10 protein-coding genes are annotated in these 12,539 nt (G+C 47.7%); all 10 read right to left on the reverse strand.

Features of this window, described 5'->3' with window-relative positions; all coding sequences use genetic code 11:
- Nucleotide 1: 1 nt before the first annotated feature.
- Nucleotides 2-868: a rod shape-determining protein MreC gene (gene mreC / locus ANCC_RS11010; protein ID WP_006565827.1), complete on the reverse strand. Its 867-nt coding sequence runs from the start codon at nt 866-868 to the stop codon at nt 2-4.
- Nucleotides 869-878: 10 nt separating this feature from the next.
- Nucleotides 879-1,856: a rod shape-determining protein gene (locus ANCC_RS11015; protein ID WP_006565828.1), complete on the reverse strand. Its 978-nt coding sequence runs from the start codon at nt 1,854-1,856 to the stop codon at nt 879-881.
- A gap of 29 nt (nt 1,857-1,885) precedes the next feature.
- Entirely contained in the window at nt 1,886-2,584 is a 699-nt protein-coding gene (gene radC, locus ANCC_RS11020; protein WP_006565829.1) for a RadC family protein, read from the reverse strand.
- Nucleotides 2,585-2,729: 145 nt separating this feature from the next.
- The gene (locus ANCC_RS11025; protein WP_006565830.1) at nt 2,730-4,013 is read right to left on the reverse strand and encodes a methionine gamma-lyase family protein; all 1,284 of its coding nucleotides are present in this window, start codon (nt 4,011-4,013) and stop codon (nt 2,730-2,732) included.
- Nucleotides 3,988-4,950, reverse strand: coding sequence for a tRNA (adenosine(37)-N6)-dimethylallyltransferase MiaA (gene miaA / locus ANCC_RS11030; protein ID WP_006565831.1), 963 nt, complete (start codon nt 4,948-4,950; stop codon nt 3,988-3,990). The genes ANCC_RS11025 and miaA overlap by 26 nt, the downstream gene beginning before the upstream one ends.
- Nucleotides 4,947-5,327 (reverse strand): cytidine deaminase, encoded by a 381-nt coding sequence (gene cdd / locus ANCC_RS11035; protein WP_129700777.1) that lies wholly within the window; start codon nt 5,325-5,327, stop codon nt 4,947-4,949. Before cdd ends, miaA begins: the two co-directional genes overlap by 4 nt.
- A 43-nt stretch (nt 5,328-5,370) precedes the next feature.
- Nucleotides 5,371-7,233, reverse strand: a complete 1,863-nt coding sequence (mutL, locus tag ANCC_RS11040) for a DNA mismatch repair endonuclease MutL (protein WP_006565833.1) — start codon at nt 7,231-7,233, stop codon at nt 5,371-5,373.
- A 2-nt stretch (nt 7,234-7,235) separates the two neighbouring features.
- Nucleotides 7,236-9,854: a DNA mismatch repair protein MutS gene (gene mutS / locus ANCC_RS11045; protein WP_006565834.1), complete on the reverse strand. Its 2,619-nt coding sequence runs from the start codon at nt 9,852-9,854 to the stop codon at nt 7,236-7,238.
- A complete protein-coding gene (gene miaB / locus ANCC_RS11050) occupies nt 9,847-11,259 on the reverse strand; it encodes a tRNA (N6-isopentenyl adenosine(37)-C2)-methylthiotransferase MiaB (protein WP_006565835.1) in 1,413 nt (470 codons plus the stop codon). Before miaB ends, mutS begins: the two co-directional genes overlap by 8 nt.
- A 173-nt stretch (nt 11,260-11,432) precedes the next feature.
- Nucleotides 11,433-12,536 carry a UDP-galactopyranose mutase gene (glf, locus tag ANCC_RS11055; RefSeq protein WP_009290497.1) on the reverse strand — a complete coding sequence of 368 codons (1,104 nt, stop codon included), beginning with the start codon at nt 12,534-12,536 and terminating at the stop codon, nt 11,433-11,435.
- Nucleotides 12,537-12,539: the final 3 nt, after the last annotated feature.

Raw genomic sequence — 12,539 nt, forward strand, 5'->3', positions numbered from 1 at the left:
CCTATTCTTTTGTCTTTTCATCCAGATTAACATTTTCTTTCAGGTCCGTGATCACAAGGACTTCCTTTAAGTGCTTGAAATCCACGATCGGTGTGACCTTTGCGGTCTTTGTAAGCTTTGTGGAATCCAGCTTGATATCGGATACTTTACCAATGGAGATTCCTTCCACAAATTTAGAACTCAAATATGAGGTCACCAGCTCATCGCCTTCTTTGACCTTTGCGTTCTTATCAATATATACGACTTCCAGGTAGCCGTCAGACATCGTGCTCAGACTTCCCCTGACGATGCAGGAATCCTTTGTCTTCAAAAACATGGCGCTGACCATGCTGGTATCATTGATGATCGTCCGCACCTTTGCATAATGATCAGACACATCGTATACGATGCCTACCAGCCCATTGTCTGCAATCACATTCATGTTTTTCTTAATGCCGTCTTTGCTGCCTTTGTCGATGGCAAAGATTTCAAACCAGTTGCCGGAACCCTTGCTGATGACTCTGGCCCCGACCGTACTGTATTTTTTATATTTTGCTTTGAGCTTCAAAAGATCCTGAAGACGCTCAAGCTCTACCTGATCCTGAGACAGAATCCGGTTCTGCATCTTCAGGGAATCGATCTTCTCCTGAAGGACTTTGTTATCTTCTTTCAGCTGTTCTTTGGTTTTAATATTTTCATTCCAGGAAAAAATACCGTTCCCGATGGAATTAATCCCTTTCTGCATAGGACTTAAAATTCCTGTGGCCAATGCTTTGACCGGAGACAGCACACCCCCTGCAAAAACACTGATCCCGATTAACAAAAAGCACACCCCTGCAAAAATGAACAGGTAATGCCTCGAACGCATATTTTTCTTCTGAAATTTCATTTCACTTTCCTCACTGGTATTTGTAATCTTTGTTCATCATCGTCTTCAAGCCGCGGACAACACTCTCCTCCGGCTGTTCCCCGGTGCGGATATGAATGCCGATGGCATCCTCCATCCACTCCGGAATCTTTTGAAAGGAGGAACTTCCCCCTGACAGATAAATGCCCTCCACCATGATATCCGATGCCAGTTCCGGAGGAATCACTTCCAGCATGGCTTTGGCTTCGATAATAATGTCGTTGACATAACTTCTTACCTTTTCTTCAGCCAGATCTCCCGGAACCTGGATCTTCTTTGGCAGCCCGCTGACAAGGTCTCTGCCTTTTACATAGGCAGGTTTCCCTTCTTCTTCCCTTCTGGCATACAAAAGCTTTAACCGCTCCGCGCTCTTCATCCCGATCTCAATATTGTGGTTTCTCTTTAGCTTTGAGATCATCCACTGGTCGATCTGACTGCCTCCCTGCTTTACCAGGCGGCTTCTCACGATGCCCCCGAGGGAGATTACAGAGATCTCGGTCGTATCGGCTCCCATATTGATCACCATGTTGCCGCAGGGAGCCCCTACATCAATGCCCAGTCCAACTGCATCCGCCATCGGTTTTGGACATAGCCTGACCTCTTTTACCGACCGGAATGACTCAAGCATCAAATCATAAAATGCTCTGCGTTCCACACCGGTGATATCTGACGGCACAGCCATGTAAAATTCATATTTTTTTAACTTCCTCAGATAACGTCTGAGGATCTGGGCAAGAAGCCTGCGCATATTCGTATAATCGCCGATCACCCCGTGGACCATCGGTGTAATAATCTGTATCTGATGCGGCTCTTTCTCATACATTGAAAACGCTTCGTTTCCTACCGCTGCTGTCTCCGAATCTTCTGTCAGGGCAATGACATTTTTAAGCCTTAGAATCTGGTCTTTTTCTTTCGAATAGATTCTCAGATTCTTAGAGCCCAGCTCGATTCCAATCAGTCCCTTCTTCATAAGCACTCCATTCCATACCGCCCATCGGGCTATAGTAATTGTTGTTCTTTAAAACTTACGTAAGAACGGTCTCCGATGATGATATGGTCGGACAGATAAATGCCGAGCAGTTCTCCTGCTTCTTTTATCCGTTTCGTGACAGATACATCCTGCCTGCTGGGAGTGGGGTCCCCGGAAGGGTGATTGTGCAGCAAAATTAAATAGACCGCTTCATACTTCAATGCTTCCAGGAATACTTCCCTGGGTGACGCCACTGTCTGATTGACCGTACCTACGGATACCTTCAGTTCTTTGATGACTTTATTCTTCCCATTAAAAAGAATTAAAATCATTTCTTCCCTGTTCAAGTGACGCATTTTTTCCATATAATAATCCGCAATGGACTTTGGAGTATGAAAACTGATCTTCTTATGTACTTTCTGAGAGGACAGCCTCATGGAAAGCTCTGCAATACAAAGAATCTGTACTGCCTTTACCCTGCCGATGCCTCTGATCCTCATCAGTTCATTCATTGTAACATGACAGATACCCAGAAGCCCCTCATAATATGGATGCAGGCCTAAGATCTCCACAGCCAGAGCCGTGGCTCTTTTGTCCTTCGCACCGCTTCTTAAAACGGCAGCTAAAAGCTCCGCATCTGTCAGCGCCTCCGGTCCCAGCCGCTCGCATTTTTCATAAGGGCGCTCAGACTCCGGAAGCTCTTTGATTGTGTAATGTCTCTTTTCCATAGATTCCTTTCCTCAAAGGAATACGCAAAAAAACATTTCTCATTAATAAATCTTACCATAAGATCTTTTTCTTGTATACCCAGGAACTATGACGGTTTCCTTAAGTTTTTCTTATTCCCCCGACACAAAAAACCGGCATCCGACATCACAGCCGCACAAGCCCTTTTTCCGCCATCCGCTGAAGAGACATTGTAATCCCGTACTTGGCATGGGGATAGGTAAGTCCCCCCTGGAAATAGGCTGCATACGGAGGCTTCATCGGGCCGTCTGCACTGAGTTCGATGGAGGAGCCTGAGACAAATGCCCCTGCTGCCATAATGACCTGGCTGTCATAGCCCGGCATATCCCACGGCTCCGGAGTTACATAGCTGTCCACCGGAGAAGCCGCCTGGATTCCCTGACAGAAAGCTTTCAGCTTTTCAGGGTCATTGAACTCTACCGCCTGAATGATGTCGTGACGGCTCTCCTTTCCGTCAGGGACCACTTTAAACCCGAGACTTTCATACAGGTTGGCCGCAAATACGGCTCCTTTCAGGGCGCTGTTCACCACTGTGGGCGCGAGAAACAATCCCTGCAGGAACTGGCGGTTGACTCCCAGAGATGCCCCAACTTCTTTTCCGAGTCCGGGTGTCGTCAGTCTGTATGCACACTGCTCGATCAACTCCTTCTTTCCGCAGATATAACCTCCGATCGGTGCCAGCCCTCCTCCCGGATTTTTGATGAGCGAGCCAACGACTAAGTCTGCTCCTGCCTGGGACGGCTCTGTCTCCTCGACAAATTCTCCATAGCAGTTGTCCACCATGACAATGACTGACGGCTTTATATCCTTTACGAATGAGATCAGTTCCCCGATCCTCCCGACAGAAAGTGTCGGCCGGGTGGCATAGCCTTTGGACCTCTGGATCGTGACCAGTTTCGTCCTTTCGTTTATGGCTTTTTTTATGGCATCATAGTCAAAAGAGCCGTCCTGCTTCAGGTCCGCCTGGGCATAGGTGATTCCATACTCAGCCAGAGAGCCTTTGGAAGGCCGTATGCCGATCACTTCTTCCAATGTGTCATAAGGCTTTCCGACCGGAGACATGACTTCATCGCCCGGTCTTAAATTTGCGCTCAGTGCCAGTCCTAAAGCGTGGGTGCCGCAGGTAATCTGCGGGCGTACCAGGGCATCCTCAGTTTGAAAGATATCCGCGTAAACTCCCTCGATCGCCTCTCTCCCGATATCATCATATCCGTATCCCGTGGTTCCTCCGAGATGTGCCTCTGAAATGCGGTTCTTCTTCATAGCCTTCAGCACTTTCAGCTGATTAAATTCTGCCACTGCATCAAATTCTGCAAATCTCTCGGAAAGCGATGACTCAATGTTCTTTGCATAGTCATATACTTCTCCGGACACACCTAGTTCTTTATAGTATTCTTTTAACTGATCCATCCCATATGCCTTTCTCTCTGATTTTTTCCAGCATAAATGCCAGAATTTCATCTTCCATTCGGTAATCCTGCCTGTTGATCATCGTGACTTCCTTTTCCCGACGAAACCACGTGAGCTGCCGCTTTGCAAAGTGCCTCGTATCTTTTTTGATGCGCTCTGCGGTCTCTGCAAGGTCCTGTTTCCCCTCCAGATAATCAAAAACTTCTTTATAACCGATCCCCTGCATGGATACCATGTCTTTTGTATACCCCTCACAGGCAAGCTGTCTGACCTCATCGATCAGCCCTGCCTCTATCATCCGGTCAACCCGCTGGTTGATTCTGTCATACAGAATCTTCCGCTCATGAGTCAGGACAAAATAGACAAAATTATAACGGGATTCCTTGGTTCTCTCCTGTTCATTGTGCATGGAAATCTTGGTTCCCGTCTTTTCGTAAAACTCCAATGCCCGGATCACCCTTTTTATGTTATTTTCATGGACAGCCTGTGCGGATTCCGGGTCAACTTCCGCAAGCATCCGGTGGAGATATCCATTTCCTTTTTCCTCTGCCAGCTTCTTCAGTCTGTCTCTGTATCCCCGGTCTGCATCCTCTTCTGAAAAATCTATATCATATAAAAGAGCCTGAATATAAAAACCGGTTCCGCCGACGACGATTGGAATCTTCCCTTTTTCATAAATCTTCTCTGCCGCCCGTTTCGCCATCTGCTGAAACCGGACTACATGAAACTCCTCATCCGGTTCCAATTCATCTACCAGATAATGCGGGATTCCATCCATCTCCTCCGGCATGATCTTTGCAGTCCCAATGTTCATTTTTTTGTAGACCTGCATGGAATCGGCGGAAATGATCTCTCCGCCGACTGCCTCTGCCAGTTTGATGGACAGCTCTGTCTTCCCCGCTGCCGTGGGCCCGGTCAATATGATCATCGGCTTCATAGGCTGTCAAATCCTTTCGGCAGAAGTTCTTTCAGTGGGAAACTCCGGAAGTCATCTCCGTCCTGACAGATCACCCGCAGATCCTTCGAAAATTCGTTCAGCACCTGCAGACAAATGCCGCACGGATAAACACATCCGTCTCCCTCTGCCGCAATGGCGATGGATTCAAACTCCCTGTATCCCGCAGCCACGGCTGTACTCACGGCATTGCGCTCCGCACAAATCGCCGCGCCGTAAGAGGCATTCTCCACATTACACCCGGTAAAGACGGTCCCGTCCTTACACAAAAGAGCCGCGCCAACCAAAAACCCGGAATAGGGCGCATAAGCAAACTCCCGGGCCCGTTTCGCCAGAGCCAGCAAATCTTGATCGTTCATAATCCCATCCTTTCCCTGCAAACCAACAATAGTGATAAAAAACTCATATTATTCTCTTGAATTTTTTCTCTATTTCATACTTGCTCATCTTGATCATCGTCGGCCGCCCATGGGGACATGTATACGGATTTTCACACTCCATCAGTAGGTCTAAAAGATTTCTCACCTCCGGAAGAGACATTCTCTGGTTTCCTTTCGCCGACATTTTGCATGCCATGGAAGCGATCTTATCCGTGATCATCTCCGGATCTTTTTTCACCCCATCCGCGGTGAGAGAGTCCAAAAGCTCCATAAACAGTTCTTTCTCTTTCAGGCCGTATAAATTTGCGGGCACCTGCCGGATACAGAACTCATTGCCTCCGAACGCCTCGATCGTAAATCCGAGTTCCTGAAAGATGTCTTTTGTCTCTTCGAGCACTTTTGCCTCTGCCATAGACAGCGTTACCACGTAGGGCGGCTCCACTCCCTGGCTGTAAATCTTTTTTTCTCTGAAGCTCTTCATGAGCTTTTCATAATTCACTTTCTCATGTGCCGCATGCTGGTCCATGATAAACAGCTGGTCTTCGTACTCGATCAGCCAGTAAGTCTTAAAAAGCTGTCCAATCACTTTCCGGTCCGGCTTTGCCTCCTCATCCAGAAGAGAGGTTTCATTGAGTGTCATCTGCTGTAAATCTTCTTTCCCGTCATCGTTTCTATAATTGACTCCGGCAAAAACAGACTTCTTTGCCTCTGGTTTCGCAGCATATTTCTTCAGAGTCCCCTGTGGTCCGGCCGGAATTTCGGGAGCAGTATATTCTGCTGCTTTCTCCTCGTGACGCTCTTCTCTTCTCACCTGTTCAAAGGGCTCCGGCATTTTTTCCGGAAGCACAGGCTTTGCTTCTTTCTTCTGCTTTCCGAGCTCTGCTTTCGGTATCATCTCTCTGTGAGACAGCGTCTCCTTAATGCCCGACGCCAAAAGCTCATACAGTTCTTTTTCGTTGCGGAAACGGATCTCCATCTTTGTCGGATGTACATTGACGTCCAGAAGTTCCGGCTCCACTTCTATGTTCAGGCATACGAACGGATACTTGTGGGCCATGGTGAACGTTTTATACCCATCCTCAATGGCTTTATAGATAATTTTGCTCTTAATATACCTGCCGTTTATAAAATAACTCTCATAATTCCGGTTCCCGCGGGAGATAAATGGTTTTCCCACATACCCGTCCACACTGACCGTCGGCCCCTTTAACGAAATCGGCAGGAGAGCTCCCGCCACATCTCTGCCATATAAATGGTAAATGATATCTTTTACATTTCCATTTCCCGACGTATACATCTTATTCTTGCTGTTATGAATAAATTTAAACGCAATATCCGGGTGGCTCAATGCCATATGCACCATAATCTGTTCTACGTATCCCGCCTCGGTCACCGGACTTTTCAGAAATTTCCGTCTGGCCGGCGTATTGTAAAACAGATTGCGCACAAGAAATGTCGTCCCGTCCGGAGCGCCGATCTCATCAAGTCCCTGTTCTTCTCCGCCAAAAATCTTATAAGAAACTCCGGAAAAAGCCCCCGCGGTTTTGGTGATGACTTCCACCTGTCCGACCGCGCTGATGCTTGAGAGTGCCTCTCCGCGGAATCCCAGGGATGAGACGGATACCAGGTCCTCCACGGTGCGTATCTTGCTCGTCGCGTGGCGCAGAAACGCTGTCCTCACTTCCTCTTTCGGAATACCGCACCCGTTGTCCGTCACCCTCATAAGAGTCATGCCGCCGTCTCTGATCTCAACGGTAACCGCTGTGGCTTTTGCATCGATGGCATTTTCCACCAGCTCCTTGACCACGGAAGCCGGCCTCTCGATCACTTCCCCGGCCGCAATATTGTCGATTGTCTTCTGATCCAATAACTGAATTTCTGCCATAACTATTCCTCTTCTCTAAGCCTGTTCTGCAGAATATACAAATAGTTTAACGCTTCCAGCGGTGTCATGGAAGACAGATCCTTTTTCCGAATCTCCGCCATAAACGGGTGCTCCATCATCGGCTCACTGTCATTTGCAAACAGGGAAAGCTGCTGGGGCTCACTGCTCACCTGAATTTTCTGTGCCTGGGAAACAATATCACTGTCGCTTAACTCCGACACGATCTCTTTTGCCCTCTGAATGACCATATCCGGCACTCCTGCAAGTTTGGCGACCTGAATGCCGTAGCTTTTATCTGCTCCGCCTTTCACAATCTTTCTTAAAAATACAATGTTGTCACCCTGTTCTTTTACGGCGATGCAGTAGTTATTGACACTGCCGATTTTGCCCTCCAGCTCCGTGAGTTCATGGTAATGGGTGGCAAACAGAGTCTTGGCACCTAAAAGCTTAGGATTGCTGATGTACTCCACCACGGCCCATGCAATGCTCAGACCGTCATAAGTGCTGGTGCCCCGGCCGATCTCATCCAAAATCAGCAGGCTGTCCTTGGTGGCATTCCTTAAAATATTCGCCACCTCGCTCATCTCCACCATAAAGGTACTCTGTCCGCTGGCAAGATCGTCAGAGGCACCCACCCGGGTAAAGATCCTGTCCACAATGCCGATGTTGGCTTTTTGGGCCGGCACAAAGGAGCCTATCTGGGCCATGAGAACGATCAGCGCCGACTGTCTCATGTAAGTCGATTTACCTGCCATATTGGGCCCGGTGATGATGGAAACCCGGTGCCGTTTACTGTCCAGATACGTGTCATTGGAAATAAACATATCATTGGACATCATCTGCTCTACCACAGGATGCCGGCCCTCTTTGATATCGATCAGGCCCTTTGTGTTCAGTTTCGGTCTCACATAACCGTTCTGTTCTGCCACACAGGCAAGGGAGCAGAGTACGTCCAGATATGCGATGACTCCCGCGGTTTTCTTGATCCGCTCCATTTCTCCTGCCAGAGTTTCCCTGATAGACGCAAAGGTCTCATATTCCAGCGCACACAGCCTGTCCTCAGCCCCGAGAATCGTGTCTGCCAGCTTGTTCAGCTCCTCCGTTGTATATCTCTCAGAGTTGGTGAGCGTCTGTTTCCTTATGTAATGTTCCGGCACCTTGTCTTTGTAGGAATTGGTCACATCCAGATAATATCCGAACACCTTATTGAATTTGACCTTCAGGGTTTTGATTCCGGTAGCGCGCCTCTCCCGTTCTTCCAGCTGCATCAGCCACTGTTTGCCGTCTGTCTTGGCGCGCTTTAACTGATCGATCTGTTCAGAAAAACCATCCTTGATAATGCCCCCTTCTTTGACTGCGATCGGAGGCTCCTCCAGTATGGCATCCTCCAAAAGTCCTGCCACGTCCTCCAGCGTATCCAAATCTTCTCTGAGGCCGGACAGCAGGCTGTCACCGCATTCTTCAAGAATCGTCTTAATCGGCGGAAGCCACTGGAGTGATACTTTCAGGGCGATCATATCTCTTGGATTTATTGTTTGATAGCTGACCTTTGTCATCAGACGCTCCAGATCATAGACCGGATTCAGGTATTCCCTGATCTCTTCCCGGGCAATGGCCTGTTTGGTAAGTGACGTCAGCGCATCATACCTCTCCTCGATCTTTACTCGGTCGATCAGAGGCTGCTCGATCATACTGCGCAGAAGCCTGGCTCCCATGGCCGTTTTCGTCTTATCCAGCACGCCCAGAAGGGAACCTTTCTTCTTTTTGTCCCTCAGCGTCTCGCACAGTTCCAGATTCCTCCGGCTGGAACTGTCGATGATCATATATTCACTTGTCTCATACGGAGAGACGGACATCAGATGATTTAACGCATTTTTCTGAGTCTCATGCAGATATAAAAGAAGCGCTCCTGTGGCAATCTTTCCCATAGGATGGTCTGAAAGGCCCAGACCGTTTAAATTACCCACATGGAACTGGGATTTGATGGCGGCCTCCCCCTGTTCTTCGTCAAAATAATAATGGTCAATATTGGAAACAGAGACGCCCAGCTTATCTTTTATAAATTCTATGTCCACACCGCTGATCATAAATGCGTCATTGCATATGATCTCGGCAGGGGCGAACTTAAAGATCTCATCCACAACTTTGTGGAGTTCATCCATGGATGTGGTACGAAAATCTCCCGTGGTCACATCCACCACAGACAGTCCGAAACTGTCGTCGCTGCAGAAAATACACATGAGATAATTGTTCTTCTCGTCTTCCAGACTCTGCTGGGAAATATTTGTTCCCGGAGTCACGATCCTGATGACCTCTCTCTTTACGATCCCTTTCGTCTGTTTCGGGTCCTCCACCTGCTCACAGATCGCAACTTTATATCCCTTCTCCACCAGTTTATTGAGATAGGAATCCACCGCATGGAACGGGACTCCGCACATGGGGGCCCGTTCTTCCATGCCGCAGTTTTTTCCGGTCAGTGTGATCTCCAGTTCCCTGGAAGCCGTCAGTGCATCGTCAAAGAACATCTCATAAAAATCTCCCAGCCTGTAAAACAGAATGCAGTCCTGATTCTGTTCTTTGATCGCCATATATTGTTCCATCATTGGAGTTAATTTAGCCATTTACCTGTTCTCCCATATAATAAAAGCCTTTTTCTTCGGTAATCTTTACCCGGACGAGCTGTCCGATGAGGCTCTCGTCCCCTTTAAAATGTACTAATATGTTGTTGGAAAGCCGGCCGGTGACCATGCCGTCCTCGTGGGTATTTTTCTCTTCTACAAGGACCTCCTCCTCTTTCCCGATTCCGTCCTTCCTGTTGTCCTTGGAGCTTTCTTTGATCACCTCAAGAAGCCGGCTGAACCTTTTTTTCACCACCTCCGGCTCCACCTGATCTTCCATGGAGGCCGCCGGTGTCCCCGTCCTCTTGGAATAGACAAACGTATAAGCACTGTCAAACTTCACTTTCCTTACCACATCCAGTGTCTCTTCAAAGTCTTCTTCCGTCTCCCCGGGAAATCCTACAATAATGTCTGTGGTCATCGCGATCCCCGGAATTTTCTCTTTGATCTTCTCCGCCAGCGCAAGATAGCTTTCTTTTGTGTAATGCCGGTTCATTTTCTTTAAGATTCTGCTGCTTCCGGACTGTACCGGCAGATGCATGTGACGGCATATCTTCTTCGAAGAAGCCATCACTTCGATCAGTTCATCAGAGAGATCTTTGGGATGAGGCGTCATAAACCGGATGCGGGCAAGCCCTTCGATCTGCTCGATCTTCTGTAAAAGCTGCGCAAAGCTCACCGGCTCATCGAGATTTTTCCCGTAGGAATTTACATTTTGCCCGAGCAGCATCACTTCCCGGACTCCTTCCTGTACCAGGCCTTCAATCTCCCTTATGATGTCCTCCGGCTTCCGGCTGCGCTCCCGGCCCCGCACATAGGGGACGATACAGTAACTGCAGAAGTTATTGCACCCAAACATGATATTGACGCCGCATTTAAAAGAAAACTTCCGGTCGCTCGGGAGGTCCTCGACGATCTGATCCGTGTCCTTCCAGATATCCACGATCATTCCTCCGGAATCTGCCCTTGCTTTCAGGAGCTCCGCCAGCTTAAAAATGTTGTGGGTCCCGAATATAAGATCCACAAACGGATAGCTTTTCCTGATCTTTTCCACGACCTGTTCTTCCTGCATCATACAGCCGCAGAGGCCGATGATCATTTCAGGATTCTGTTCTTTTGCTTTCTTTACATGACCCAGGTGACCGTAAAGTTTCGTATTTGCATTCTCCCTCACGGTACACGTATTAAAGAGCACCAGGTCCGCATATTCTGTATCTGTCTGCCGGTAACCGATGGTCTCCAACACTCCCAGAAGTTTTTCTGAATCTTTCTCATTCATCTGGCAGCCAAAGGTGGTGATATGACAGGTAAGAGGCCTTCCAAGGCGTTCCTCCTGTGCCTTTACCCACTCTTTCATTTCTTCCATGTAGGAATACTGTTTCTGTGCTTCGTTATTATATATCTGCATTGGTATTCTCCATTCTTTTTCATTTCATGGCATATAGAGTTTATTATAACAAGATTTAAAAAATCGTGCAAACCCCCTTGGACAAAAAAATGACCGTTCAGAATTCTGAAAAAAATTCCAAACGGCCTTTTTTAATTTTCTCTGTTAATCCCGGCAGAATATACACAAAAGTATCACAGATGCAGTGTATCCTTCGTAAACCGCAGAGCAGACTCGATGACTTTATCCATATCGTAGTATTTGTACTCCCCGAGTCTTCCTCCGAACAAAACTTTTTCTTCCTTTTTGGACAGCTCGCGGTATTTTTCAAACAACCGGTTGTTTTCCTCATCGTTGACCGGGTAGTAAGGTTCCATCCCGTCTTCCCACTCTGCCGGATATTCTTTCGTGACTACGGTTTTTTCCTGTTTTCCGAATGCAAAGTGCTTGTGTTCGATCTTTCTCGTGTACGGCGTCTCCCGGTCCGTATAGTTCATGACTGCCACGCCCTGATGATTTTCTTCTTCCAGCAGTTCGTGTTCAAATCTGAGACTGCGGTAGGCCAGTTTTCCAAAACAATATCCATAGTAAGAATCGATCGTTCCGGTGTAGATGACCTTGTCCCCCATGCATTCCAGTTCCTCTCTCTTTTCCAGATAATCTGTGGAGAGCATCACGTCACAGCCTTCATACAGCTTCCCAATCAGCTTGTTGTATCCTTCTTTCGGTATTCCCTGATGCGGATCATTAAAATAATTGTTGTCGTAGATGTACCGGACAGGAATTCTCTTGATGATCGATGCGGGCAGGTCCTTACAGTCTCTTCCCCACTGTTTTTCCGTATACCCTTTGATGAGTTTCTCATATATGTCTGTGCCCACCAGACTGATGGCCTGTTCTTCCAGATTTGAAGGCTCTCCCTCCACCTTCTGTTTCTGGGATTCTATGATCTCTTTTGCCTCAGCGGGAAATGTAATTCCCCACATCTTGCTGAAGGTATTCATATTAAAAGGAAGATTATATGTCTCACCGTGATAGTTGGCTACCGGACAGTTGATATAATGGTTGAATTCTGCCAGCGAGGTCACATACTTCCATACTTCCTCATTGCTCGTGTGGAAAATGTGTGCTCCATACTCATGGACCAGGATTCCTTCCACATCTCTGCACATGATATTTCCTCCCAGGGCGTCTCTTTTTTCCACAACCAGACACGATTTCCCCTGTTTTCCTGCTTCTCTGGCCACGACTCCGTTAAAAAGTCCTCCGCCCACTAAAATATAATCATAATGCTTCATAAA

The organism is Anaerostipes caccae L1-92 (genome assembly GCF_014467075.1).
GTDB classification, from domain to species: Bacteria; Bacillota; Clostridia; order Lachnospirales; family Lachnospiraceae; genus Anaerostipes; species Anaerostipes caccae.